Origin of the sequence: Stenotrophomonas sp. 704A1 (assembly GCF_030549525.1) — a bacterium.
Classification (GTDB): domain Bacteria; phylum Pseudomonadota; class Gammaproteobacteria; order Xanthomonadales; family Xanthomonadaceae; genus Stenotrophomonas; species Stenotrophomonas tuberculopleuritidis.
Genome location: NZ_CP130831.1, coordinates 2,942,857 through 2,966,958 on the forward strand (window position 1 = coordinate 2,942,857; position 24,102 = coordinate 2,966,958).

Here is a 24,102-nt window from a genome sequence, read left to right on the forward strand (position 1 = left end):
GTCGTCCTCTCGTACATCAGGCCGGGTGCATGCAGCACCCGGTCGGGTCATCACGCATGTTCGGCCAGGTAGGCCAGCAGGCGCTCTTCGTCCCACACCGGGACCCCCAGCGACTGCGCCTTGTCCAGCTTGGAGCCGGCCTCGGTACCGGCCACCACGAAACTGGTCTTCTTCGAAACGCTGCCGGACACCTTGGCGCCCAGCGCTTCCAGGCGTTCCTTGGCCACGTCACGGGTGAGCTGGGCCAGGGTACCGGTCAACACGACGGTCTGCCCGTCCAGCGGCCCGGCCACCACCTCGGCCAGTGCGGGTGCGGCGGCCAGGATCTGCTGCATCGCCTTCTCGGCCTCCAGCAGCATCGCGCCGTGGCCGTCGGCGTCCAGCCAGGCGGCAAGACCGCGCGCGGTGTCTTCCGGCAGACCGGCGTTGACGAACTGGCCGTGCTCGGCATCCAGCACGGCCTGCGCGCCGGGCAATGCGGCCACCAGCTTTTCCGCGCGCAGGCGGGTGATGCCGGGAATCTCCGCCTCGACCAGCAGCTGGGCCAGGTCCAGCCCCTCGCGCAGCTTCGCGCTCGGTGGATGCACGTCGCTGATGCGCACCTGGCCCACCTGCAGCAGGTCATCGATGGCCTGCTGGTTACCCTCCTGTTCGAAGAAGTGGCCCAGCGAGCGCGCTACTTCGCCACCGATGTCCGGCACGCGCTTGAACAGCGGCCACGGCAGGCGACGGATCAGCGCCAGATCGCCAAACCACTGGGCCAGCGCCTTGGCGGTGCTTTCGCCCACATGCTCGATGCCCAGTGCAAACAGCAGCCGTTCCAGCGTGGTGTCGCGGCTGGCGTCGATGGCCGCGATCAGGTTGTCGGCCCACTTGGTGGCGATCTTCTTCGTGTTCCATTCGAAGCCGGCCGGCTGTGCCAGCGCCTGCGCGCGCCAGCCCGCATCGGCCCCGTCCAGCTTCAGCACGGCCGTGAGCACCGCACCACTGCCCGCGGCGGGCAGGTGCAGCTTCAGTGCCGCGGCCAGGGCCGAGGGATCTTCGGCATCCAGCACCAGCTTCAGGTGCAGCAGCTGATCGCGGGTCAACCGGTACAGGTCGGCCACGCTGCGGACGATACCGGCGTCGACCAGCGTTTCGATGTACTTGTCGCCCAGTCCGTCGATATCCATGGCGCGACGCGATGCGAAGTGCGCGATGGCTTCCTTGCGCTGCGCCGGGCAGGACAGTTCGCCCGAGCAGCGCCACGCCGCAGCGCCTTCCTCGCGGACGATTTCCGAGCCGCACACCGGACAGCTGGTCGGCATCTGCCAGGGCGTCGTGCCGGCGGGGCGTCGGTCCAGGATCACGCTGACCACTTCCGGGATCACGTCGCCGGCGCGGCGCACGATCACGCTGTCGCCCACCCGCACGTCCAGGCGCGCGATCTGGTCGGCGTTGTGCAGGGTGGCATTGGAGACGATCACCCCCGCCACGGCCACCGGCGCCAGGCGCGCGACCGGCGTCGCAGCACCGGTACGGCCGATCTGGATCTCGATCGCTTCCACCGTCGTGCTCTGTTCCTGCGCGGGGAACTTGTGTGCGATGGCCCAGCGCGGCGCGCGCGAGACGAAGCCCATGGTCTGCTGGCCCACGCGGTCATCCAGCTTGTAGACCACCCCATCGATATCGAACGGCAGGCTGTCGCGACGCTCGCCGATCTCGCGGTAGTACGCCAGCAGCCCATCGCTGCCTTCCACCACCCGGCACAGATCACTGACCGGGAACCCCCACTCGCGCAGCTGCGCCAGCGTCGCCGAGTGCGTATCGGGCAGTTCACCGCCCTGCACCTCGCCGGTGCCATAGGTGAAGAAGCTCAGCCGGCGCTGCGCACTGAGCTTCGGGTCCAGCTGCCGGAGCGAACCGGCTGCGGCATTGCGCGGATTGGCCAGTACTTTGCCGCCGTGCAGGCGCGCACGCTCGTTGTAGGCCTCGAAGTCGGCCCGGGCCATGTAGACCTCGCCGCGGACTTCCAGCACGTCCGGCCAGTTCCTGCCGGTCAGGCGCTTGGGAATGTCGCCGATCTCGCGCAGGTTGGCGGTCACGTCCTCGCCGGTGCTGCCATCGCCACGGGTGGCACCCAGCACGAAATGACCGTCCTCGTATCGCAGGCTGATCGCCAGGCCGTCCATCTTCGGCTCAGCGGAAAAGCGCAGGGTCCCGCGTCGCAGGCGCTCATCGATGCGGCGCACGAAGTCGGCCACTTCCTCGTCGCTGAAGGCATTGGACAGCGACAGCATCGGTACCGCGTGGACGACTTCGGCAAAGCGGCCGGACGGACGCGCCCCCACCTGCTGGGTCGGACTGTCGGCACGGGCCAGTTCGGGATGCTCGCGCTCCAGCGCCTCCAGCGCACGCACCAGGCGGTCATAGTCGGCGTCGGGGATCTCGGGCGCATCCAGCTCGTGATAGGCACGATTGGCCTGGGCGATCTGCCGTCGGAGATCTTCGGCGCGTTCGGCGGGGCTGGGGCTCATCGGGATCCGGTGGTTCTGGGATGGCCGGGAATTCTACCGCGCCGGGGTGCCAGGCCTCGTCATGCCCGCGCCTTTGTAGCGTCGAGCCATGCTCGACTGCTCCACCGGCCCATTCGAGGGCGCCGTCGAGGGCGCCGTCGAGGGCGCCGTCGAGGGCGCCAGTCGAGCATGGCTCGACTCTACATGCCGACCGCTTGCTGCCCGCCCCCACCAGCGTTAGCGTGCGGCAGCCACCCTTCGGATTCCGCCCGTGACCCTGCCCACCTCCCGTCGCCATTTCCTGCAGCTGGCCGGTGCCGGCCTGGCCGTGGCCAGCACGGGCCTGCCCCTCCCCGGCCGCGCCCAGCCCACCGCGCCCGGCCCGGTCCTGCTCAATTTCAACGAATGTCCTTACGGCCCCTCGCCTGCCGCCCAGCACGCAGCGCGTGACAGCATCGCCAGCTGCGGTCGCTACCGGTTCGCCCTGGCCGGCAACGTCCGCGACGCCTTCATCGCGCAGGCCGGCATTGCCGCCGACCACGTCCATCTGTACCCGGGCTCGAGCGAACCGTTGAACCGCGCTGCAACCCTGTGGACCGGCCCGCAGGCCGGGCTGGTGGTCGCCGACCCGACCTTCGAGACGCTGGGCGAGATGGCTGCGGCGCGCGGCGCGCACGTAGAGAGGGTGCCGCTGCGCGAGGACGGTGCGCATGATCTGCGGGCGATGGTCGCCGCCGCGCATGCGCGCCCCACCGGACTGCTGTACGTGTGCAATCCGAACAATCCCACCGGCTCGATCAGCCCGCCGGATGAGCTCGCCTGGCTGCTGGCCAACAAGCCGGCCGCCACCCGCGTGCTGGTGGACGAGGCCTACCTGCAGTACAGCGAACAACCCAGCCTGATCACCGCAGTGACCGCTCGCGATGATCTCATCGTGCTGCGCACGTTCTCCAAGCTGTATGGCATGGCCGGGCTGCGCCTGGGCCTGGCTGCAGCCCATCCGCAGCGACTGCGCGAACTGGCCAGCCTGGGCGAGAATCCATTGCCGGTGCCGGCGCTGGCCGCGGCACTGGCCAGCCTGCAGGACCCGCAGTTGATTCCACAGCGCCGCCTGCAGAATGCCCAGGCCCGTCAGGCCACCATCGCATGGCTGGGCAAGCGCGGCTTCAGCTGCGTGCCGTCGGAAGCCAACTGCTTCATGGTCGACGTGCAACGTGACGGCGCGGCGTTCGCCAGGGCCATGGCAGACCATGGCGTGGTGATCGGCCGCAGCTGGCCGATCTGGCCGCAGCGCGTGCGGGTGACCGTCGGTACCGAAGCGGAAATGGCGGCATTCCGCCAGGCGTTTGCGAAGGTCGCCAGCGTACCGGCGTAACCCTCCCGGGTGGGTGGCGACCCGGACCTCTGTAGCGTCGAGCCATGCTCGACTGGGGAGCGGCCTGGCCCCCTTGTAGAGTCGAGCCATGCTCGACTGGGGCGCTCGACTGGGGCCTTCCCTATACGCCTGACCGCATTCAAGCGATACCCAAGCTACTTCAGCCAGCCAATGCTGAGGCATGCCCAGTCCACGTCTCCTGAAAGGCCGATGTTCGCAACTGCGGAACGTCTACGCGATCACCACGGTCACTCACCAGCGCCATCGGCACTTTGATGATCCACAGCAGGCCGCCGTCGTTGTAGCGGGCCTGCAGTGGATCCAGCAGGAGGGGCGATGCCTCAACCTCGCGTGGGCGGTGATGCCAGATCACGTGCATTGGTTGATGCAACTGCGCTCAGGAACCCTTGCCGCATCGGTGCAGATGATGAAATCGCGCTGCAGCCGACTCAGCGGCATTGGCGGGCCACTGTGGCAGCGCGGTTATCATGATCATGCGGTGCGGCGTGATGAATCTTTGAGGAACCAGGCGCTGTACATCGCGGCGAATCCTGTCCGCGCCGGACTGGCGGCACAGCTCGGCGAACATCCGTTTGCGTGGTGCCGATGGTTTGACCGGGCGCCGTAGACGACTGTGTAGAGTCGAGCCATGCTCGACTTGGGCGCGCCCGGGAACCCACAAGTCGAGCATGGCTCGACTCTACAGACAGCAGTCGAGCATGGCTCGACCCTAGCTTCAGGCGTTTACCAGCGCGGGGTCTTGGTCAGCGGCGGGGCCTGGTGCTGGCGGTCGTAGGCGCGCAGTTCATCGCGGATGTGGGCGATGCGCTGGCGGCCCAGGGCGTTGCGGCTGTCGTCCAGCACCACGCCATCGAGCAGTTCGGCCATGCGTTGCACGGTCGGCAGCATCTTTTCCCAGGCGTCCAGCGCGGTCAGCGGCGCCGGCAGCGTCAGGAAGAAGGCGATGGCCGGGGTTTCCATGGCGCGGATGTTGGCCATGTCGAAACTGCCCGGCTTCATGATGCTGGCCATCGAGAAGATCGGCCCTCGCTCCGGATGCCCCTCGACCAGGCGATGGAAGACGTTCATGTGGCCGAACACCAGGCCGGTCTTCTCGGCGGCCACAACGATGTCTTCGCCGCGCAGCTGTTCGCCGGCCCGCGCGGCCACGAACAGCGAGACGATCTTGTCGAAATCCTGGGTGGCGCGCTTGCCGAGATCGCTGGCCGTTCCGTCCACGTCGGGCAGCCCCAGTTCGGCCTGCTCGCCTTCATCCCCCATGCCGGGTTCGGTGCGGCTGTCGGCCAGGGCAACGCCGTCCTCGCCCAGCACCGGTTCGCGGCGTTCGCCGCTGCCCGGCTCGGGGCTGTCGACGCGACGGCCTTGGGGCTTCTTCTTCGGACGGCCAAACAGGAAGATCGCAGCGATCAACAGCAGGCCGGCGGCCAGGATGCCGATGCGCAACAGTGCCGTGTCGGACATTCGATTGGTTCTCCGGCTAGTTCATTCAGGTAACTAGGATGGCACGTCAGGCCGCGCCCGCCAATCGCGCGGCTTCTTCCAGGTCCACGCTGACCAGGCGGCTGACGCCCGGCTCACGCATGGTCACGCCCGACAGCTGGTGCGCGGCCTCCATCGTGGCCTTGTTATGGCTGACGAACAGGAACTGCACCTTCTCGCTCATTTCCTTGACCATGTTGGCCAGGCGGCCGACGTTGGCTTCGTCCAGCGGCGCGTCCACCTCGTCCAGCAGGCAGAACGGCGCGGGGTTGAGCTGGAAGATCGCAAACACCAGCGCCACCGCGGTCATCGCCTTCTCGCCACCGGACAGCAGCGAGATGCTGGATACGCGCTTGCCGGGCGGGCGCGCCATGATGGTCACGCCGGTGTCCAGCAGATCTTCACCGGTCAGCTCCAGATACGCGTGCCCCCCCCCGAACAGGCGCGGGTACAGAGCCTGAACGCCGGCATTGACCCGGTCGAAGGTGTCCTTGAAGCGGCCACGGGTCTCGCGGTCGATCTTGCGGATGGCGTCTTCCAGCGTCTCCAGCGCCGTGGTCAGGTCCGCATGCTGGGCATCCAGGTACTCCGAGCGCTGCGATGCCTCGCCGTACTCGTGGATCGCCGCCAGGTTGACCGGCTCCAGCCGGCGCATGCGGCCATCGATCTGGTGCACCGCCTGCTCCCAGTCGCCCAGGCGCGCATCGTCGGGCAGGGCATTCATCACCTCCTGCAGCACGAAACCGGCCTTCTCCACCGCGCCCTGCAGGGTTTCGGCGCTGAGCACCAGCGCCTGCTGGTCCAGCTTGCGCTGCGAAATGCGCTCGCGCTGGGTCAGCGCCTGTTCGTCGCGCTGGTGGCGGGTCTGCTCGAAACTGCGCAGCTCGGCGTCGATGCCATCCAGCAGGGTGCGCGCTTCGGTCAGCACGCGGTCGGCGCGCACGCGCTCTTCCAGCGCGGCCTGGTGGCTGGCCTGCAGCGACTCGACCGGTGAATCACCGTCGTCCAGCTGGGAATGCAGCTCGCCCAGCCGCGCATCCAGCTGCCCGCGCTGGGTACTCATGCGCTCCAGCGCCTGGCTCAGCGATGCCACCTGCGCGCGCTGCGATTCCAGGGTCAGCGCCAGCGCGTGCGCGCGTTCGCGCACACTGCGTGCGGCTTCGCGGGCCAGGTCGCGGGCGTCGGTCAACTGCCGGCGCTCGCCCTCCAGGCCCTGCCGGTGCGACTCCAGGTCGCCCATGCTGTTGACCGCGTTCTCAAGCCGCGAGCGCGCTTCACGCGCCTGCTCACGATTGATCTCCAGGGTTTCCTGCAGCTGGCCGAGTTCGCTTTCGATGCGATCGATGCGCGTCCGCGCGGCCTCCACCTTGCCCTGCTGGCCCTGCAACTGGCCGGCAAGCTCGGACACTGCCCGGTGTGCCTGGTACAACGCGCGCTGCGCGTCTTCGCGCTGCTGCTCGGCCGCCAGCAGCTGCTCACGGAAGCCTGCGAGCTGCTCTTCCAGTTCGGATTCGCGCGACTGCAGCTGTTCGATCTGCTCACGCAGTTCGTTGATCTCCCGTTCGCGCAGCAGGGCGCCCTGCTCGGCCGCGCCGGTACGGGACACCCGCACCCAGCCCTGGCCCAGCCGCTCACCGGACTGGGTGATCACCGAATCGCCGTCGGGCAGGCTGGCCTGCAGCACCTTCGCCTCGGCCAGGTCGCGGGCCCCGTGCAGATGGGCCAGCAGGCGGCGGATCGCGGCCGGGCCCCGCACATGGGCCGCCAGCGAGGTCGGCGCGACCTTCAGCTCGGCGGCATCGTCGGCGACCAGCGCGATGCGCCCGTCGCCGAGCTCGCCCAGTGCATCGACCAGGCCGGCAGGATCATCGACCAGCACGCCCTCGATCAACTGGCCGAGCGCGCTTTCCACCGCGTTTTCCCAGCCCGCATCGACGTCCAGGCGCTCGCCTACCCGCGCTGCCGAGTCCAGCCCGCGCGATTTCAGCCAGGCCACGGCCGCGCCCTGCTCCTGGCCGAGAGCGGCCTGCTGCAGGGTTTCCAGCGAAGCCAGGCGGCCGCGCAGGCCGTTGACCTGCCTGCGCAGCTCGGCCAGTTCGTTCTGGCCGCTGCGTTGTTGTTCCTGCACTGCCGATACGCCGTGCTTGCGCTGCTCGACCTGACCGGTCAGTTCGTCCAGCGCGGTCTTCTGCGTTTCGTGCTGCAGATACAGCTGCTCGAATGCTTCGTCCAGCGCATCCAGGTCCAGCCCGGCACGCTCGGCGGCCAGCGCTTCACGGCGACGGTCGGCATCGAGGATCTGCTTGTCCAGGTAGTCCACGCGGGTGCGTTCGACATCGCCGGCGCGCGAGGCCTCCGAGCTCTGCGAGGCGTGCTGTTCCCAGCGGTGCTGCCAGTCGGCCAGGCGGGTTTCGGCCTCGCGCAGCCCTTCCTGCTTGATCTCGTTCTCTTCCTGCAGCGCTTCCAGCTGCGGCGTGGCCGCATCGACGGCTTCGCGCAGGACGGCCAGCCGGGCTTCGTCGCCACTGATGTGCTGGCCCAGCTCGGACAGCGCCTGCTGCGTTTCGTCACGCGCCTTGTGCAGGCGCTGCGACAGTTCGCGCTGGTGCTGGATCTGCTGCTCGATGCGGGCCAGCGTGCTGCCCACCTGGTAGACCTCGGCCTGCGCGGCATTGAGCGCATCGGCGGCCTCTTCACGGCGCACGCGCGAGGTTTCGATTCGTGCCTCGGCCTCACGCTGGTCGGCGATCAGCTGCTGCAGCCGGGTCTCTTCCTGCGACAGGCCCTCGCGCAGCCTGGACAGGCGCCCATCCAGGCCGCGGTACTCCAGCGCCTTCCACTCGGCATCCTTGATCCGGCGCTCTTCCTGCAGCGCCTGGTACTGCTCGGCCTGGCGCGCCTGCCGTTTCAGGTGTTCCAGCTGCTTGGTGATCTCTTCGCGCAGGTCGCCCAGCCGGTCCAGGTTCTCGCGGGTGTGGCGGATGCGGGTTTCGGTTTCCTTGCGGCGTTCCTTGTACTTGGAGATGCCGGCGGCCTCCTCCAGGTACACGCGCAGGTCTTCCGGGCGCGCCTCGATGATCTGGCTGATCATGCCCTGCTCGATGATCGAGTAGCTGCGCGGGCCCAGGCCGGTGCCGAGGAACAGGTCGGTGATGTCGCGGCGGCGGCACTTGGTGCCGTTGAGGTAGTAGTTGCTGGAGCCGTCGCGGCTGACCGTGCGCTTGACCGAGATCTCGTTGAACGAGGCGTACTCGCCGGAAATCGTGTGGTCCGAATTATCGAAGATCAGTTCGACGGTGGCCTGCGAGACCGGCTTGCGGGCATTGGAGCCGGAAAAGATCACGTCGGTCAGCGAGTCGCCGCGCAGGCGGCTGGCCGAACTTTCGCCCATGACCCAGCGCACGGCGTCGATGATGTTCGACTTGCCGCAGCCATTGGGCCCCACCACGCCGGTCATGTTGGTCGGCAGGTGCAGCGTGGTCGGATCGACGAAGGACTTGAAGCCGGACAGCTTGATCGTGGAAAGACGCATAGGGGTTCCGGACTGGGGCCGACCGGGGCCGGCTGACCCGCCAAGTTGTTGATTCCACTGGAATCAACCACATCGGGGTGGGTGTGACGCCCTGAGTATACCGATGTGGCCGTGTTCTACGAACGCGCGTGGAACATTCCCCGGCCGGGGCGCCGCGAGGCGCGGCCGGAGGCTGCGGGCCGGGCAGCCCACAAAACAAAACGGGCACCCTTGCGGGCGCCCGTTCTGGTGACACCAGGCCTTGCGGCGTGGGATCAGGCCTTTTCGGCTTCGACCACAACCTTGACGGTGGTCTCGACGTCGGCGTGCAGGTGCACCAGGACGTCGTACTCACCGATGTTGCGGAAGGCGCCTTCGCCCAGGATGACTTCGCTCTTGCTCAGCTCCAGGCCGGCAGCGGTGAAGGCATCGGCGATTTCGCGGGCGCCGACCGAGCCGTACAGCTTGCCTTCGGTCGAAGCGTTGGCGGCGATGGTCACGCTCGCGCCTTCCAGCTTGGCCTTGCGGCCTTCAGCGTCGGCGTGGATGGCCTGGGCCTTGGCTTCGTACTCGGCGCGCTTGGCTTCGAACTCGGCCTTGTTGCTCTCGGTGGCCGGCACGGCCTTGCCCTGCGGCACGAGGAAGTTGCGGCCGTAGCCCGGCTTCACGTCGACCAGGTCGCCGAGGTTGCCGAGGTTGGTGACTTTCTGCAGGAGGATCAGCTGCATGGTATTGCTCCAGATGAGATATTCGTTAGCGAGGCGATGCCCCGCAACAAAGGCTGTCCGAATAGCTGGCACAGCGGGGGCGGCACCGGGCCGCCCCGCCGGCATCAGACGTCGTGGTTGTCGGTGTACGGAATCAGGGCCAGGAAGCGAGCGCGCTTGACGGCGGTCGCCAGCTGACGCTGGTACTTCGACTTGGTACCGGTGACGCGGCTCGGCACGATCTTGCCGTTCTCGGTCAGGTACTGGCGCAGGGTGTTGAGATCCTTGTAGTCGATCTCCTTCACACCTTCAGCCGTGAACTTGCAGAACTTGCGGCGACGGAAGAACTTGGACATGGGAAGGCTCCTTAGGCGGCAGAAGCGGCGTCGTCGCCGGCTTCGTTGTCAGCGGTGGTGGTGGACTCGCCTTCTTCGTCGTCACGACGACGGCGCTCACCGCGCTCCGGCTTGTCACCCTTCTCGTCCTTGCTCTTCATGATCAGCGACTGCTCGGTGTCAGCCTCGTCACGCTTGATGACCAGGTTGCGCAGCACGGCGTCGTTGAAGCGGAAGCTTTCGGTCAGCTCGTTCAGCACGGCCTGGTCGGCTTCGATGTTCAGCAGCACGTAGTGCGCCTTCACCAGGTTCTGGATCGGGTACGCCAGCTGGCGGCGGCCCCAGTCTTCCAGACGGTGGATGGTGCCGTTGCCGTTCTCGACCAGCGACTTGTAGCGCTCGATCATGGCCGGGACCTGCTCGCTCTGGTCCGGGTGGACCATGAACACGATTTCGTAATGACGACTCATGTTTTTCTACCTTTCGGATGTGGCCTTGCGGCCGGACAGCCCCCCGCCGTTGATACCGCGGTGGGGCAAGGGCTCCTGCCAGGGAGGCAGGAAGCCGCGCATTATGGCGCAGATGGGGGTGCCGGGCAACCAGCGGGTCCAGGCAACCTGAACCGGGCTACCCCAGATCCACATGAAGGCGGTGCTGGCCGCATTCCAGGCACTGGAACAGGCAGCCAATCATCTCCCCGTCCCGGCTCAGGTGTTCCAGCACCCAGTCGGCGTCGCCCGGGTTGACCTCGGCCACGTCCGGCCGGACCTCGGCCAGGATGGGCTGGAGGTCCTCGCTGCCGGCGTAGCCGAGGAAGGCGCAGGGCCGCTCACAATGGCTGAGCCAGACCGACTGCTGCCAGGAGGCATACCCGGGCGTGCGCTCGCAGATCTCCAGCAGCAGCGGGTGGGCAATGGTCGGCGGCGGGTCGGCCGGGTCCGGCGATACCCCCTCGATATCACTCCAGCCGGTGAACTCGCCGCCGTAACTGGCTGCGGCCCTGCCATCGGCAATGCACCACGGGCACAGGTAATCCGGGGCCAGGCAGGTGTAGAACGGCCCCCGGTAGCGCAGTGTCCGCGGCTCGCCGCAGCAGTCGCAGACCCCGTCGACGTCCTCGAAGGACAGTGCGTAGGCGTTGGGGTGATAGGTGAAAACCGGTCGTTCCATCCGTGGATCCTCGCCCAGCCAGCGCCGGGCCACGCCCGGCGGACGCCGGAGCCGGGCGTCAGGCCTTGTCGGCGTCGGTGGTGAAGCTTTCGCCGCAGCCACATTCGGCCGTGGCATTCGGGTTGCTGAACGTGAACGTCTCGCTCAGGCCGTGCTTGCCGAAGTCGATCACGGTGCCGTCCACCAGCGCCAGGCTCTTGGCATCGACATAGATCTTCACGCCGTCCTGGTCGAACACGGTATCGCCCTCGCGCTCGTCGCGGGCCAGGTCGGTGATGTGCCCCCAGCCGGAGCACCCGGTCTTGGTCACGCCGAAACGCAGGCCCAGCGCGCCGGGGGTCTGGGCGACGAAGCGCTGTACGCGCTCGAAGGCAATGGGGGTCAGGCTGACGGCCATGGGGCTACTCCAGAGGTACGGGGACATTATAAGGAGCCGATGCCGCGAAAAATGCCTCGCAAGCAGAACGCTGCAACCGGTAAACTCCCGTGTTCACAGATCGAGTCGATCAGCAGAGGATTCAAGTCATGACGGTGGTCAGCGTTGAACATGCGCTTGCCGGGAAGATCCCGGAAGGCGGCGAAGTCACGGTACGCGGATGGGTGCGCACGGTGCGCGGTTCAGCGAATCTGGCCTTCGTGAACGTGACCGACGGCTCCTGCTTCGCCCCGATCCAGGTGGTGGCCAGCGATGGCCTGGCCAATTTCGACGAGGTCAAGCGCCTGACCACCGGCTGCTCGCTGGTGGCCACCGGCACGCTGGTCAAGTCGCAGGGCAAGGGCCAGTCGTTCGAGATCCAGGCCAGCGCGGTCGAGGTGGTCGGCTGGGTCGAAGACCCGCTCACCTACCCCATCCAGCCCAAGCCGATGACCCCGGAGTTCCTGCGTGAAGTGGCACACCTGCGCCCGCGCACCAACCTGTTCGGCGCCGTCACCCGCATCCGCAACTGCCTGGCCCAGGCCGTGCACCGTTTCTTCCACGAGAACGGCTTCAACTGGATCAGCACCCCGATCATCACCACCTCCGATGCCGAGGGCGCCGGGCAGATGTTCCGCGTGTCCACCCTGGACATGGTGAACCTGCCGCGCGACGCCAGCGGTGCGATCGACTTCAGCCGCGACTTCTTCGGCAAGGAAACCTTCCTGACCGTGTCCGGCCAGCTGAACGTCGAGGCCTACTGCCTGGCGCTGAGCAAGGTCTACACCTTCGGCCCGACCTTCCGCGCCGAGAACAGCCACACCACCCGCCACCTGGCGGAATTCTGGATGATCGAGCCGGAAATCGCCTTCGCCGACCTGGCCGAAGACGCACGCCTGGCCGAGGAGTTCCTGAAGTACCTGTTCCGCGCGGTGCTGAACGAGCGCGGTGACGACCTGGCCTTCATCGCCGAGCGCGTGGACAAGAACGCGATCACCAAGCTGGAAGACTTCATCAACGCACCGTTCGAGCGCATCGACTACACCGATGCGGTCAGCCTGCTGCAGAAGTCCGGCAGGAAGTTCGACTTCCCGGTGGAATGGGGCCTGGACCTGCAGACCGAACACGAGCGCTGGCTGACCGAGGAACACGTCGGCCGCCCGGTGGTGGTGACCAACTATCCGGAACACATCAAGGCCTTCTACATGCGCCTGAACGACGACGGGAAGACCGTCGCCGCGATGGACGTGCTGGCCCCGGGCATCGGCGAGATCATCGGTGGCAGCCAGCGCGAAGAGCGCCTGGACGTGCTGGACGCGCGCATGGCCCAGTTCGGCCTGGATCGCGAACACTACAGCTGGTACCGCGATTTCCGCCGCTACGGTTCGGTGCCGCACGCCGGCTTCGGCCTGGGCTTCGAGCGCCTGGTGGTCTACGTCTGCGGGCTGTCCAATATCCGCGATGCGATTCCCTACCCGCGCGCCCCGGGCAGCGCGGACTTCTAAGCCCCACACGAGCACGGAGGTACGCCCCCCATGACCCTGTTCTTCGCCCTCTGTTTCGTCGGCGTCGCAGTGGCCGGGTTCAGTGCCTTCGTGATCTTCTGGCCGCTGACCCTGGTGCACGTGCGCGATCGCCATCCGGCGCTTGCGCAGCGCTTCGGCAGCGGCGCCTTCCTCAAGCCCGACGCGCTGGGCTGGCTGCTGCGCCGTGATTACCGGCAGCAGCCGGACCGGTCGCTGTCGGGGCTGGCGACACCGGCCTGGGTGTCGCTGCTTACCCTGCTGACCGGACTGGGCATGGCCGCCCTGCTCTGGCTGGCCTCGCTCTGGTAGGACCTGCATGAACGACGATACCGCCGCCCGCGACAGCTGGTGGCTCGCCAGCCTCGGCAACACCCTGATCTGGGCCCGCCTGCGGGTGCGCTCGGCCGGCACCGCCGAAGTGCTCGACAGCGACGGCAATACGCTGAGCTATGACAGCGAGGACACCGCCCGCTCGCAGCTGTTCGACGCCGAGTTCGTCGAGTACGACGGCCTGGACGAGGAAGACGCACTGGTGCGCGGCTTCAGCCTGCACGAAGTGCAGCCGCCGCAGGCCGGCAGCGACGAGGGCCTGCGTGGCCGCATGATCCAGTCGCTGGGCGGGCGCGCCTGACCCCAGCATGTTCACCCCGCGCGCCTTCGCCGAGACCGACCTGCTCTGGCTGGACCGCCTGCTGGCGCGCGATCCGTTCGTCACGGTGCTCACCCCCGGCAGCGACGGCCTGCCGGAGCTGACCCGGATACCGGTGCTGTACCGGCGTGACGGCGAGCAGATCGAACTACGCGGCCACTGGGCCCGCGCCAACCCGCAGTCGCGCCACAACGGCGCGGCCAAGGTGCTGGTCGACGGCCCACACGGCTACGTCTCGGCCAGCTGGTATCCGGACAAGGAGCCCGCCGCGCGGGTGCCTACCTGGAACTACGCCGCCGCCGAGCTGCGTGGCACGCTGCAGACCTTCAACGATACCGATGCACTGGCCGGCCTCGTCGGCGCGATCAGCGACCGCTTCGAAGCCAGTGTCGGCCAGGCCTGGCAGTTCGATGCCACGCGTGCCGAACACGGTCCGGAGCTGCGCGCCATCGTCGGCTTCCGTTTCCAGGTCGAGCAGGTGCAGCTGAAGCTCAAGCTGAGCCAGAACCATCCCGACGCCAACCAGCAGGCCGTGATTGCCGAACTGGAACAGCTGGGCACCGCCTCTTCCACCGAGCTGGCGCAGTGGATGCGCTGGCATCGCGAACAGACCGCCGCCGGCGACTGGACGCCTTGATTGCCGCGACGACGCGTCCAGAACGGCCGCGCCTTGCGCCCCACCCGACGTCAGGGACCACCGAACATGAAAGACATCCACAAGCTGCTGCAGAACAACCGCGACTGGGCCGACCGCATCGAGAAGGAAGACCCCGAGTTCTTCCATCAGCTGGCCAAGCAGCAGCACCCGGAGTACCTGTGGATCGGCTGCTCCGACTCGCGCGTGCCGGCCAACCAGATCATCGGCATGGCCCCGGGTGAAGTGTTCGTGCACCGCAACGTGGCCAACGTGGTCGCCCACACCGACCTGAACTGCCTGAGCGTGGTGCAGTACGCCGTGGACCAGCTGAAGGTGAAGCACATCCTGATCGTCGGCCATTACGGCTGCGGCGGCGTGCATGCCTGCCTGCACAACACCCGCGTCGGCCTGGCCGACAACTGGCTGCGCCACGTCGGTGACGTGATGCAGAAGCACACCGGCATCCTCGATGCGATCGAGACCGACGAGCTCAAGCACGCCCGTCTGTGCGAACTGAACGTGATCGAGCAGGTCGCCAACCTGTGCCGCTCGACCATCGTGCAGGACGCCTGGGCCCGCGGGCAGAAGCTGATGGTGCATGGCTGGGTCTACAGCCTGAAGGACGGACGCGTGCGCGAGATGGGCATCGACGTCGGTTCGCAGGAAGAACTGCAGCCAGCGTATGAAAAGGCCCTGTCCTACGTCCCGCGCAAGGGCAAGCGCGACTGATCCCTTACGGATGACCACCATGCTTGCTTCGCCGATCAACCTGCACGCCTGGATCGAGGAAAACCGCCACCTGCTGAAGCCGCCGGTGGGCAACAAGATGATCGACAACGGCGACTTCATCGTGATGGTGGTGGGTGGGCCCAACTCGCGCACCGACTACCACTACGACGAAGGCCCGGAGTGGTTCTACCAGCTCGAGGGCGAGATGGTGCTGAAGGTGCAGGAGAACGGCGCGGTGCGCGACATTCCGATCCGCGCCGGCGAGATCTTCCTGCTGCCGGGCAAGGTGCCGCACTCGCCGCGGCGCCCGCCCGGTGGTATCGGCCTGGTGGTCGAGCGCAAGCGCCTGCCGCATGAGATGGATGGCGTGATCTGGCATTGCGAGCGCTGCAACCACAAGCTGCACGAAGAGTATTTCCCGCTGCAGAACATCGAAACCGACCTGCCGAAGGTGTTCGCGCGTTACCACGCCAGTCTGGAACTGCGCACCTGCAGCGAGTGCGGGCACCTGGATCCGTTGCCGGCGCCCGCGGCGGGCTGAATCTGCGCCGGGCATTCTGGTGGCTGATGGATTCGCCGGGCATGGCCCGGCGCTACCGGCATTCGCCGGGCATTGCGGTGGCGGATGCGTCCGACGGGGCGCGGGGTCTCCAGGTAGCGCCGGGCCATGCCCGGCGAGCGCGCCGCGCGGCATCACGCAGGCCCCAGGCGCTACACTGGCAACCCCGTTGCAGCCTGTTGCCCGACCATGTCCGACCTGCTCAGCCGCACCCACGCCATCGCCCTGGACGCCGCCGATCCGCTGCGCCCGCTGCGTAACGAATTCCTGATTCCGCGCCATGGCGGCGGCGAACAGACCTACTTCGTCGGCAACTCGCTGGGCCTGCAGCCGCGTGCCGCGCAGGCCGCCGTGCAGGAGGTGATGAAGCAGTGGGGCGAGCTGGCCGTGGAAGGCCACTTCACCGGCCCCACCCAGTGGCTGTCCTACCACCGCCTGGTCAGCGCGCAGCTGGCACGCGTGGTCGGCGCGCTGCCCAGCGAAGTGGTGGCGATGAACACGCTGAGCGTGAACCTGCACCTGATGATGGTCAGCTTCTACCGGCCAACCACGCAGCGCCCGGTGATCCTGATGGAGGCCGGCGCATTCCCGACCGACCGCCACGCCGTGGAAGCACAGATCCGCTTCCACGGCTTCGACCCGGCCGACTGCCTGGTGGAAGTGCAGCCGGACGAAGCCAACGGCACGATCTCGCTGGCAGCCATCGAGCGCGCCATCGGCGAACACGGCCCGCGCCTGGCGCTGGTGCTGTGGCCCGGCGTGCAGTACCGCACCGGCCAGGCCTTCGACCTCGATGCGATCACCCGCGCCGCCCGGCTGCAGGGCGCGCGCATCGGCTTCGACCTGGCCCATTCGGTCGGCAACCTGCCGTTGCGGCTGCATGACGTGGCCCCGGATTTCGCCGTGTGGTGCCATTACAAGTACCTCAACAGCGGCCCCGGCGCGGTCGCCGGTGCATTCGTGCACGAACGCCACCACCGCGACACCACCCTGCCGCGCTTCGCCGGCTGGTGGGGCCACGACGAGGCGACCCGCTTCCAGATGGCGCCACAGTTCACGCCGGCCGTCGGTGCCGAAGGCTGGCAGCTGAGCAACCCGCCGATCCTCGGCCTGGCCCCGCTGCGTGCTTCGCTGGACCTGTTCGAGCGCGCCGGCATGGACTCGCTGCGCGGCAAATCGCTGGCGCTGACCGGCATGCTCGATGCGCTGGTGCGTGCGCGCCTGGCGCATGTGCTGGACATCGTTACGCCCGCCGAACCCGAACGGCGTGGCTGCCAGCTGTCGTTGCGCGTGATCGGCGGACGCGAGCGCGGTCGCGCCCTGTTCGAACACCTGCGCGCCATCGGCGTGCTGGGAGACTGGCGCGAACCGGACGTGATCCGCATCTCGCCCACCCCGCTCTACAACCGCTATCTGGACGTGCACCATTTCGTCGAGGAAGTGGAAGCCTGGGCTGGCCTGTAAGCCGCCCTCCCCTTGCTGCTGGACAGTTCGTTGATCGCACACGCATCCCGCTCGCTGAGCATTATCGGCGCCGGCCTCGCCGGATCCCTGCTGGCCATCCTGCTGTCACGGCAGGGCTGGCGCATCACCCTGTACGAACGTCGTGGCGATCCGCGTGTGGCCGACTACGAGAGCGGGCGTTCGATCAACCTGGCGCTGGCCGAGCGCGGGCGCAACGCACTGCGCGAGGCCGGCGTGGAGGACGAAGTGATGGCGCGCGCGGTGATGATGCGCGGCCGCATGGTGCATCCCCGCGAAGGCGCGCCGCAGCTGCAGCGCTACGGCCGTGACGACAGCGAAGTGATCTGGTCGATCCACCGCAGCGACCTGAACACCACGCTGCTGGAGCTGGCCGAACAGGCCGGCGCCACCGTGCACTTCCATCGCCGCCTGCACACCGTCGATTTCGATGCCGGCTACGCCCGCTTCATCGATGACCGCGACGACAGCCCGCACGACATCCGCTTCGATACCCTGATCGGTGCCGACGGCGCCGGCTCGGCCCTGCGCGCGGCGATGAACCGCCGCGCGCCGCTGGGTGAGGACATCGCCTTCCTCGATCATTCGTACAAGGAGCTGGAGATCCCGCCGGCCGCCGATGGCGGCTTCCGCATCGAACGCAATGCGCTGCACATCTGGCCACGCGGCCACTACATGTGCATCGCCCTGCCCAACCACGAAGGCACCTTCACCGTCACCCTGTTCCTGCCCAACCACGGCGACCCCAGCTTTGCCACGGTCACCAGTGGCGCCCAGGCCGAAGCGCTGTTCGCGCGCGAGTTCGCCGATACCCTGCCGCTGATTCCCAACCTGCGCGCCGATTGGGAGCAGCACCCGCCCGGCCTGCTTGGCACCCTGACCCTGCAGCGCTGGCACCAGCAGGGCCGCGCCGTGCTGATCGGCGACGCGGCGCACGCGATGGTGCCGTTCCATGGCCAGGGCATGAACTGCGCGTTCGAAGACTGCGTGGCGCTGGCACGGCACCTGAACGAGGCCGACGGCCTGGAAGCAGCCTTCGCCGGGTTCGAGGCCGAGCGCAAACCCAATGCGCGCGCGATCCAGCAGATGGCGCTGGAAAACTACCTGGAAATGCGCGACCGCGTTGCCGATCCCGCCTTCCTGCTGCAGCGCGAGCTGGAGCAGGAACTGCAGCGGCGTTGGCCGACCCGATTCGTGCCGCATTACACGATGGTCACCTTCCTGCACACGCCCTACGCCGAAGCGCTGCGCCGCACTGAGATCCAGCGCGACATACTGGTCGCGGCCACCGCCGGCCACGCGTCGCTGGACCACATCGACTGGGATGCCCTGGAAGCGCAGATCCAGCAGCGCCTGCCGGTGCTGGAAGGTGCGCACTGATGGCCGACAGCTTCCTGTTCTACGACCTGGAAACCTTCGGCCAGGACCCGCGGCGCACGCGCATATCGCAGTACGCCGCCATCCGCACCGACGCCGACCTCAACGAGATCGATGCCCCGGTCAGTTTCTTCGTGCGCCCGGCCGATGACCTGCTGCCCTCGCCGATGGCCACCCTGGTCACCGGCATCACCCCGCAGCAGGCGCTGGCCGAGGGCATCAGCGAGGCCGAGGCATTCGATCGGATCAACGAGCAGCTGTCGCGCGCCGGCACCTGCGCGCTGGGCTACAACACCCTGCGCTTCGACGATGAGTTCATCCGCTACGGCCTTTTCCGCAACTTCCACGATCCCTACGAACGCGAGTGGCGCAATGGCAATTCGCGCTGGGACCTGCTGGACATGCTGCGGCTGATGCATGCGCTGCGGCCGGACGGCATCCACTGGCCCCGGCGCGAGGATGGCGCCACCTCGTTCAAGCTCGAACACCTGGCCGAAGCGAACAACGTGCGCGACGGCGATGCGCACGAGGCCCTGTCCGACGTGCGCGCGACGATCGGCATGGCGCGCCTGTTCAAGCACGCGCAGCCGCGCCTGTGGGAGTACGCGCTGAAGCTGCGTGACAAGCGCTTCGTCGGCAGCCTGCTGGACGTGGCGGCGATGAAGCCGGTGCTGCACATTTCCATGCGCTACCCGGCCAGCCGCCTGTGCGCGGCGCCGGTGCTGCCGTTGGCCGTGCACCCCACCATCAACAACCGGGTGATCGTGTTCGACCTTGAGGGCGACGTGGACGAACTGCTAGCCCTGCCGGCCGAGGTGATCGCCCAGCGCCTGTACCTGCGTGCCAGCGAACTGCCCGAAGGCGTGGCGCGCGTGCCGTTGAAGGAAGTGCATCTGAACAAGGTGCCGGCGCTGGTGGCCTGGAACCACCTCCGCGCCGACGACCATCAGCGCCTGGGCCTGGACGTGGCCGCGATCGAAGCCAAGGCCGAACGCCTGCGCGCGATCGCCCCGCAGCTGGCGGAGAAGGCGCGGCAGGTCTACAACCAGCCGCGCGAGGTCACCGTGGCCGACGTCGATGCCTCGCTCTACGACGGCTTCCTCGGCGCTGGCGACAAGCCGTTGCTTGCCCTGGCCCGTACCACGCCGGCAGACCAGCTGGCAGCACTGGAAGGCCGCTTCCGCGACCCACGCCTGCCGGAGCTGCTGTTCCGCTACCGCGCGCGCAATCATCCCGACAGTCTCGCGCCGGCCGAACGCCAGCGCTGGCAGGCATACCGCCGCCAGCGCCTGCTCGGCGAGGACCGTCTGGGCGAACTCAACCTGCCCCAGTACCAGCAGCAGCTGGATGCACTGGCCGCCGAAGCGCCCGACGATGCGCGGCGCCAGGCCCTGCTGCAATCGCTGCGCGACTGGGCCCAGCATCTGCAGGAGGACCTGTGAGCACCTATTTTTCCGACGCCAGTTTCAGGTTCCTGCGCAGCCTGGCACTGCACAACGAGAAAGCCTGGTTCAACGACCATCGGCAGCAGTACGAGGACCACGTGCGGCAGCCGTTCCTGCGCCTGCTGGGCGACCTGCAGCCGGCGCTGGCCGAGGTCAGCGGGCACTTCCGCGCCGATACCCGCAGCGTCGGGGGTTCGTTGTTCCGCATCCATCGTGATGCGCGTTTTTCCAACGACAAGTCCCCGTACAAGACCTGGCAGGGCGCGCGCCTGTTCCATGAGCGCCGCCGCGAGGTCGCCGCACCGTCGTTCTATGTACACCTGCAGCCGGGCGAAAGCTTTGTCGGCGCCGGGCTGTGGCATCCGGAGCCGGAGACCCAGCGCCGCGTCCGCCATTTCATCCTGGACAATCCGGGCAGCTGGAAGGCCGCCGCACACGCGACCGCGCTGCGCAGGCGCTTCGACTTCGAACAGAGCGAGAAACTGGTCCGCCCACCACGAGGCTTCCCGGCCGATTTCGAGTTCATCGACGACCTCAAGCACCGCAACTGGGTGATGTGGCGAACACTGGACGACGCCACCATGACCGGTCCGCGCCTGCTGTCCACGCTCGGCAAGGACCTGGCCACGCTCGGTCCCTTCGTGGACTACCTGTGCGCTGCGCTGGACCTGGAGTTCTGATGCCGATGCCATCGTCTCTGGCCACCCAGCGCCGGGTGCTGGGTCGCACCGGATTGGCGGTGTCGCCGATCGGCCTGGGCTGTTCCGGCTTCTGGGGCCATCGGCGCTTCGCCGAGGACGCCGCCGCTGCGGTGGTGGCGCACGCGCTGGCGCGCGGGGTGAACCTGCTCGATACCGGCCACAACTACTCCGGCTTCCATGCCGAGCCACGGCTCGGCCGGATCCTGCGCCCGCTGCTGGCGCGCTACCCGCGCGAATCGCTGGTGATTTCCAGCAAGGGCGGCACCCTGACCGGCCAGGCCGGGATCAGCGGTGCCGAACAGCGCGACTTCTCGGCGTCGGCGATCGTCGCCAGCTGCGAAGCCTCGCTGCGCAATCTCGGCCTCGAGTACCTGGACATCTACCAGCTGCACGGCGCCAGCGAACACGACATCAACGACGATCTGCTGGACGCACTGCAGCGGTTGCGCGATCGCGGCCTGATCCGGCATACCGGCATCAATACCCATTCGGCCTCGACCCTGCGCTGGATGATCGCCCATCCGGATGCGTTCGACGTGGTGCTGCTGGATTACAACGCCCTGCAGCAGGACCGCGCACCACTGATCGATCAGCTGCATGCGGCCGGCATCGGCGTCCTCGCCGGCACGGTGCTGGCGCAGGGCCATCTGTTGCCGGCGCGGCGGCGGCTGCCGCGCCTGGCCGATGCCTGGTACCTGGCCCGGGCGTGGCTGAAGCCGAGCAGCCGGCAGCTGATGCGCAGCGCGAGCGCGATGCGTCGGGCCCTGGCCAGCCTGCAGGGCCAGACCCCGGCGCAGAGCGCGTTTGCCTACGTCCTGCAGCATCCCGGCGTGGCCAGCGGGATCCTGGGCACCACCCGCCCCGGCAACCTGGACGAGGTGCTGGACACCGACCTGGACGCGTTGGGCAGCGCCGGGCGGGCGCAGCTTGCAGCCGTGTTCGGTGACGGCAGCGGCTCGCCCAGTCACTGACGCTTAACCCGCTGCAGCTCCAGTTGCGGCAGTCTGGGCGCCATGAAGAAGACCCTTGCCCTCCTCGTCATCCTGTTGCTGGCCGTTGCCGGCTGGTGGTTCGGCGGTCCGTACCTGACGGTGCATGGCCTGTCCAAGGCCATCGAGCAGCGGGACACCGCGCGACTGCAACGCTACGTCGATTTCCCGCGCGTGCGCAGCAGCCTGCGTGCCCAGCTCAACGATTACATGGTGCGCCAGGCCGGCCCTGAAGTGGCTGCCAGCCCGTTTGGCGCATTGCTGTATGGCCTGGGTGACAGGATCGGCGGCGCGGCGGTGGACGCCATGGTGACCCCGACCGGTATCGGCGCCCTGCTGCAGGGTCATGTGCTGTGGAAGCGCGGCCGCAACGAGCTGCAGGGCGGCGACGCGTTCGGCCCGACCGAACCGGCACGTCCACTGAAGGACGCCCAGCACCGTTTCGAGTCGCTGGACCGTTTCGTGGTCGATGTTGATCGTGGCCCCGGCCAGCCACCGCTGAAGGTGGTGCTGGAGCCACAGGGTCTGCGCTGGAAAGTGGTGGATCTGCAGCTGGGAATGTCCGATACGCGGTGAGGTATCGCCGCTTCGCTCGCCGGGCATGGCCCGGCGCTACCGCCACCCGCCGATTCCGCCCTACCCTTCGTTGGCGACCCCATGCGGCACATGGCCTGCGGCCACGTGCTCGCGGGCGCTGTCGATGTTGTGCTGCGAATCGTCGAAGAAGATGTCCGCGCCGAAGGCCTGCAGGAACGGGCCCTTGTGGCGGCCGCCGAGGAACAGCGCTTCGTCCAGGCGCACGCCCCACTCGCGCAGGGTGCGGATGACCCGCTCGTGCGCCGGCGCCGAGCGTGCGGTGACCAGTGCGGTACGGATCGGTGCGCTGTCGCCGGCCGGGAACACCTCCTGCAGCGTATGCAGCGCTGACAGGAAGCCACGGAACGGGCCGCCGCTCAGCGGTTCACGCGCGCGTTCGCGCTCATGCCGACCGAAGGCTTCCACCCCCTGCTCGCGCGAGATCCGTTCGCTCTCATCACCGAAGATCACCGCGTCACCATCGAAGGCGATGCGCAGCTGCCCGGCCGGGCGCCCCATGTCGATCTGGTCGGCCGCCGCGGCAGCCGTTTCGCCGGGCGGCTTGGGCAGGATCGTCGCCGCGGCGATGCCGTGGCGCAGCGCGCTGCGCACCGATTCGGGATTGGCCGACAGGAACAGATCGGTACCGAACGGCTTGACGTAGGGCCAGGTCGGCTCGCCGGCAGTGAAGGTCGCGCGGATGATGCCCAGCCCGTAATGCTGGATCGAATTGAAGATGCGCAGGCCGGTATCGGCCGAGTTGCGCGACAGCAGGATCACCTCGACCCGCGGGTCCTCCGGGCTGGCCCCCTGGTTCAGGGCCAGCAGCTTGCGCACCACCGGGAACGCCACGCCGGGCCCCAGGATGTCATCCTCGTGCTGGCGCTGATACTCGGCATAGGCCGCCACGCCATCGCTCTCGAACAGCGCGTGGCTCTCTTCAAGATCGAACAGCGCACGCGAGGTCACCGCGACGGTCAGCAAACGGGGGGAGTTGTCGCCCATCGGTGGGATCCTTCAAGCGTTCGGCCGGGGCCGGCAGCGTATTGTCCTCAAAAAACGAACTGTTCGCTCAGGATCCGGTCTTCGAGGTTGTGCTCCGGGTCGAACAGCAGGGTGACCCGGTGCTCGCGCGATTCGCGGATGGTCACTTCCACCACGTCCCGGGTCTCGTGCGAATCGGCGGTCACGCTGACCGGGCGCTTGTAGGGGTCCAGGATGCGGAAGCGCACCTCGGTATCGGCCTTGAGGATGGCACCACGCCAGCGCCGCGGGCGATACGGTGCCAGCGGGGTCAGCGCAATGGTATGCGAGCCCAGCGGCAGCACCGGCCCGTGCGCGGAATAGTTGTAGGCGGTACTGCCGGCCGGGGTGGCCACCAGCACGCCATCGCCGATCAGCTCGCCGACCCGCTCCTGGCCGTTGAGGTCGATGCCGATATGCGCGGCCTGGCGGGTCTGGCGCAGCAGCGACACATCGTTGTAGGCCAGCGACCCGGTGCTGGTGCCCGACTCGGTCAGGGCCAGCATTTCCAGCGGTCGCAGATGGGCCGGCTCGGCGCGGGCGATGCGGGCAAGCACGTCGTCGTCGCCACGGTACTGGTTCATCAGGAAGCCGACCGTGCCCAGCTTCATGCCGAACACCGGTTTGCCCAGGTGCCCGTGCCGATGCAGGGTCTGCAGCATGAAGCCATCACCGCCCAGCGGGCACAGCACGTCGGCCTGCTCGGGCGCGCAGTCGCCATAGCGCGAGATCATCGCCGCGCGGGCCATCCGCGCGGGCTCGGTGGTGCTGGCCAGGAAAGCGATGCGGGGGGTGTCGCTCATCGGTGGATCCGGGGAAAGGCTGGTCAAGAGCATAACCGAGCGCTGCTGCGCCCGCCGGGCATGGCGTGGCGCTACCGGGAAGCTGCGAGCGCCGCTGC

At 67.9% G+C, this 24,102-nt stretch carries 24 protein-coding genes; 14 read left to right on the forward strand and 10 right to left on the reverse strand.

Annotation, left to right across the window (positions count from 1 at the left end; translation table 11 throughout):
- Positions 1-50 precede the first annotated feature (50 nt).
- On the reverse strand, positions 51-2,516 hold the full coding sequence (gene ligA, locus Q5Z10_RS13770) for an NAD-dependent DNA ligase LigA (RefSeq protein WP_442758917.1): 2,466 nt from the start codon (positions 2,514-2,516) through the stop codon (positions 51-53).
- 250 nt (positions 2,517-2,766) lie between these two features.
- Between ligA and Q5Z10_RS13775 the strand changes: the two genes are divergently transcribed.
- Both Q5Z10_RS13775 and Q5Z10_RS13780 read left to right on the forward strand, forming a co-directional pair.
- Positions 2,767-3,870 carry a pyridoxal phosphate-dependent aminotransferase gene (locus Q5Z10_RS13775; protein WP_303635984.1) on the forward strand — a complete coding sequence of 368 codons (1,104 nt, stop codon included), beginning with the start codon at positions 2,767-2,769 and terminating at the stop codon, positions 3,868-3,870.
- A gap of 181 nt (positions 3,871-4,051) precedes the next feature.
- Positions 4,052-4,498 (forward strand): REP-associated tyrosine transposase, encoded by a 447-nt coding sequence (locus tag Q5Z10_RS13780; RefSeq protein WP_303635985.1) that lies wholly within the window; start codon positions 4,052-4,054, stop codon positions 4,496-4,498.
- A 116-nt stretch (positions 4,499-4,614) separates the two neighbouring features.
- Here the strand turns inward: Q5Z10_RS13780 and zipA are convergent, their stop codons facing one another.
- From zipA to Q5Z10_RS13815, 7 genes are all read right to left on the reverse strand, one after another.
- Complete coding sequence (gene zipA, locus Q5Z10_RS13785; RefSeq protein ID WP_303635986.1) at positions 4,615-5,352, reverse strand: cell division protein ZipA; 738 nt, start codon at positions 5,350-5,352, stop codon at positions 4,615-4,617.
- Between the two features lie 46 nt (positions 5,353-5,398).
- A complete protein-coding gene (gene smc / locus Q5Z10_RS13790; RefSeq protein ID WP_303635987.1) occupies positions 5,399-8,902 on the reverse strand; it encodes a chromosome segregation protein SMC in 3,504 nt (1,167 codons plus the stop codon).
- Between the two features lie 254 nt (positions 8,903-9,156).
- On the reverse strand, positions 9,157-9,609 hold the full coding sequence (gene rplI, locus Q5Z10_RS13795) for a 50S ribosomal protein L9 (protein ID WP_303635988.1): 453 nt from the start codon (positions 9,607-9,609) through the stop codon (positions 9,157-9,159).
- Between the two features lie 104 nt (positions 9,610-9,713).
- Positions 9,714-9,944 (reverse strand): 30S ribosomal protein S18, encoded by a 231-nt coding sequence (gene rpsR / locus Q5Z10_RS13800; protein ID WP_002804494.1) that lies wholly within the window; start codon positions 9,942-9,944, stop codon positions 9,714-9,716.
- An 11-nt stretch (positions 9,945-9,955) separates the two neighbouring features.
- Positions 9,956-10,393: a 30S ribosomal protein S6 gene (gene rpsF / locus Q5Z10_RS13805; RefSeq protein ID WP_049445625.1), complete on the reverse strand. Its 438-nt coding sequence runs from the start codon at positions 10,391-10,393 to the stop codon at positions 9,956-9,958.
- Between the two features lie 157 nt (positions 10,394-10,550).
- A complete protein-coding gene (locus Q5Z10_RS13810; RefSeq protein ID WP_303635989.1) occupies positions 10,551-11,093 on the reverse strand; it encodes a CbrC family protein in 543 nt (180 codons plus the stop codon).
- A 58-nt stretch (positions 11,094-11,151) separates the two neighbouring features.
- Complete coding sequence (locus Q5Z10_RS13815) at positions 11,152-11,490, reverse strand: HesB/IscA family protein (protein ID WP_006376495.1); 339 nt, start codon at positions 11,488-11,490, stop codon at positions 11,152-11,154.
- Between the two features lie 128 nt (positions 11,491-11,618).
- Here Q5Z10_RS13815 and asnS point away from each other — a divergent pair, with 128 nt between their 5' ends.
- The 12 genes from asnS to Q5Z10_RS13875 all read left to right on the forward strand — a co-directional run bounded on the left by asnS (position 11,619) and on the right by Q5Z10_RS13875 (position 22,178).
- Entirely contained in the window at positions 11,619-13,013 is a 1,395-nt protein-coding gene (asnS, locus tag Q5Z10_RS13820; RefSeq protein WP_303635990.1) for an asparagine--tRNA ligase, read from the forward strand.
- 30 nt (positions 13,014-13,043) lie between these two features.
- Entirely contained in the window at positions 13,044-13,343 is a 300-nt protein-coding gene (locus Q5Z10_RS13825) for a hypothetical protein (protein ID WP_303635991.1), read from the forward strand.
- A 7-nt stretch (positions 13,344-13,350) separates the two neighbouring features.
- Positions 13,351-13,665, forward strand: coding sequence for a hypothetical protein (locus Q5Z10_RS13830; RefSeq protein WP_303635992.1), 315 nt, complete (start codon positions 13,351-13,353; stop codon positions 13,663-13,665).
- Between the two features lie 7 nt (positions 13,666-13,672).
- Positions 13,673-14,320, forward strand: coding sequence for an FMN-binding negative transcriptional regulator (locus Q5Z10_RS13835; protein WP_303635993.1), 648 nt, complete (start codon positions 13,673-13,675; stop codon positions 14,318-14,320).
- Positions 14,321-14,386: 66 nt separating this feature from the next.
- Positions 14,387-15,049 (forward strand): carbonate dehydratase, encoded by a 663-nt coding sequence (gene can, locus Q5Z10_RS13840; protein ID WP_014037740.1) that lies wholly within the window; start codon positions 14,387-14,389, stop codon positions 15,047-15,049.
- A 19-nt stretch (positions 15,050-15,068) separates the two neighbouring features.
- Positions 15,069-15,590 carry a 3-hydroxyanthranilate 3,4-dioxygenase gene (locus tag Q5Z10_RS13845; protein ID WP_303635994.1) on the forward strand — a complete coding sequence of 174 codons (522 nt, stop codon included), beginning with the start codon at positions 15,069-15,071 and terminating at the stop codon, positions 15,588-15,590.
- A gap of 207 nt (positions 15,591-15,797) precedes the next feature.
- Positions 15,798-17,072, forward strand: a complete 1,275-nt coding sequence (kynU, locus tag Q5Z10_RS13850) for a kynureninase (RefSeq protein ID WP_303635995.1) — start codon at positions 15,798-15,800, stop codon at positions 17,070-17,072.
- A gap of 30 nt (positions 17,073-17,102) precedes the next feature.
- Positions 17,103-18,470 (forward strand): FAD-dependent oxidoreductase, encoded by a 1,368-nt coding sequence (locus tag Q5Z10_RS13855; RefSeq protein ID WP_303635996.1) that lies wholly within the window; start codon positions 17,103-17,105, stop codon positions 18,468-18,470.
- The gene (gene sbcB, locus Q5Z10_RS13860; RefSeq protein WP_303635997.1) at positions 18,470-19,909 is read left to right on the forward strand and encodes an exodeoxyribonuclease I; all 1,440 of its coding nucleotides are present in this window, start codon (positions 18,470-18,472) and stop codon (positions 19,907-19,909) included. Before Q5Z10_RS13855 ends, sbcB begins: the two co-directional genes overlap by 1 nt.
- Complete coding sequence (locus tag Q5Z10_RS13865; protein WP_303635998.1) at positions 19,906-20,592, forward strand: DUF2461 domain-containing protein; 687 nt, start codon at positions 19,906-19,908, stop codon at positions 20,590-20,592. Before sbcB ends, Q5Z10_RS13865 begins: the two co-directional genes overlap by 4 nt.
- Entirely contained in the window at positions 20,592-21,584 is a 993-nt protein-coding gene (locus Q5Z10_RS13870; RefSeq protein WP_442758918.1) for an aldo/keto reductase, read from the forward strand. Before Q5Z10_RS13865 ends, Q5Z10_RS13870 begins: the two co-directional genes overlap by 1 nt.
- Positions 21,585-21,626: 42 nt before the next feature.
- Positions 21,627-22,178 carry a DUF2939 domain-containing protein gene (locus Q5Z10_RS13875; RefSeq protein ID WP_303635999.1) on the forward strand — a complete coding sequence of 184 codons (552 nt, stop codon included), beginning with the start codon at positions 21,627-21,629 and terminating at the stop codon, positions 22,176-22,178.
- 60 nt (positions 22,179-22,238) lie between these two features.
- Here the strand turns inward: Q5Z10_RS13875 and Q5Z10_RS13880 are convergent, their stop codons facing one another.
- Both Q5Z10_RS13880 and Q5Z10_RS13885 read right to left on the reverse strand, forming a co-directional pair.
- Positions 22,239-23,183 carry a 5'-nucleotidase gene (locus Q5Z10_RS13880; RefSeq protein ID WP_303636000.1) on the reverse strand — a complete coding sequence of 315 codons (945 nt, stop codon included), beginning with the start codon at positions 23,181-23,183 and terminating at the stop codon, positions 22,239-22,241.
- Positions 23,184-23,230: 47 nt separating this feature from the next.
- Positions 23,231-24,004, reverse strand: a complete 774-nt coding sequence (locus Q5Z10_RS13885) for an NAD kinase (RefSeq protein ID WP_303636001.1) — start codon at positions 24,002-24,004, stop codon at positions 23,231-23,233.
- Positions 24,005-24,102 lie beyond the last annotated feature (98 nt).

What these genes read in the sequence shown, in the direction of transcription:
- ligA (WP_442758917.1), bottom strand. Translation starts at nt 2,516, where the DNA reads ATGAGCCCCAGCCCCGCCGAACGCGCCGAAGATCTCCGACGGCAGATC.
- Q5Z10_RS13780 (WP_303635985.1), top strand. Translation starts at nt 4,052, where the DNA reads ATGCCCAGTCCACGTCTCCTGAAAGGCCGATGTTCGCAACTGCGGAAC.
- zipA (WP_303635986.1), bottom strand. Translation starts at nt 5,352, where the DNA reads ATGTCCGACACGGCACTGTTGCGCATCGGCATCCTGGCCGCCGGCCTG.
- smc (WP_303635987.1), bottom strand. Translation starts at nt 8,902, where the DNA reads ATGCGTCTTTCCACGATCAAGCTGTCCGGCTTCAAGTCCTTCGTCGAT.
- rplI (WP_303635988.1), bottom strand. Translation starts at nt 9,609, where the DNA reads ATGCAGCTGATCCTCCTGCAGAAAGTCACCAACCTCGGCAACCTCGGC.
- rpsR (WP_002804494.1), bottom strand. Translation starts at nt 9,944, where the DNA reads ATGTCCAAGTTCTTCCGTCGCCGCAAGTTCTGCAAGTTCACGGCTGAA.
- rpsF (WP_049445625.1), bottom strand. Translation starts at nt 10,393, where the DNA reads ATGAGTCGTCATTACGAAATCGTGTTCATGGTCCACCCGGACCAGAGC.
- Q5Z10_RS13810 (WP_303635989.1), bottom strand. Translation starts at nt 11,093, where the DNA reads ATGGAACGACCGGTTTTCACCTATCACCCCAACGCCTACGCACTGTCC.
- Q5Z10_RS13815 (WP_006376495.1), bottom strand. Translation starts at nt 11,490, where the DNA reads ATGGCCGTCAGCCTGACCCCCATTGCCTTCGAGCGCGTACAGCGCTTC.
- asnS (WP_303635990.1), top strand. Translation starts at nt 11,619, where the DNA reads ATGACGGTGGTCAGCGTTGAACATGCGCTTGCCGGGAAGATCCCGGAA.
- Q5Z10_RS13825 (WP_303635991.1), top strand. Translation starts at nt 13,044, where the DNA reads ATGACCCTGTTCTTCGCCCTCTGTTTCGTCGGCGTCGCAGTGGCCGGG.
- Q5Z10_RS13830 (WP_303635992.1), top strand. Translation starts at nt 13,351, where the DNA reads ATGAACGACGATACCGCCGCCCGCGACAGCTGGTGGCTCGCCAGCCTC.
- Q5Z10_RS13835 (WP_303635993.1), top strand. Translation starts at nt 13,673, where the DNA reads ATGTTCACCCCGCGCGCCTTCGCCGAGACCGACCTGCTCTGGCTGGAC.
- can (WP_014037740.1), top strand. Translation starts at nt 14,387, where the DNA reads ATGAAAGACATCCACAAGCTGCTGCAGAACAACCGCGACTGGGCCGAC.
- Q5Z10_RS13845 (WP_303635994.1), top strand. Translation starts at nt 15,069, where the DNA reads ATGCTTGCTTCGCCGATCAACCTGCACGCCTGGATCGAGGAAAACCGC.
- kynU (WP_303635995.1), top strand. Translation starts at nt 15,798, where the DNA reads ATGTCCGACCTGCTCAGCCGCACCCACGCCATCGCCCTGGACGCCGCC.
- sbcB (WP_303635997.1), top strand. Translation starts at nt 18,470, where the DNA reads ATGGCCGACAGCTTCCTGTTCTACGACCTGGAAACCTTCGGCCAGGAC.
- Q5Z10_RS13870 (WP_442758918.1), top strand. Translation starts at nt 20,592, where the DNA reads ATGCCGATGCCATCGTCTCTGGCCACCCAGCGCCGGGTGCTGGGTCGC.
- Q5Z10_RS13875 (WP_303635999.1), top strand. Translation starts at nt 21,627, where the DNA reads ATGAAGAAGACCCTTGCCCTCCTCGTCATCCTGTTGCTGGCCGTTGCC.
- Q5Z10_RS13880 (WP_303636000.1), bottom strand. Translation starts at nt 23,183, where the DNA reads ATGGGCGACAACTCCCCCCGTTTGCTGACCGTCGCGGTGACCTCGCGT.
- Q5Z10_RS13885 (WP_303636001.1), bottom strand. Translation starts at nt 24,004, where the DNA reads ATGAGCGACACCCCCCGCATCGCTTTCCTGGCCAGCACCACCGAGCCC.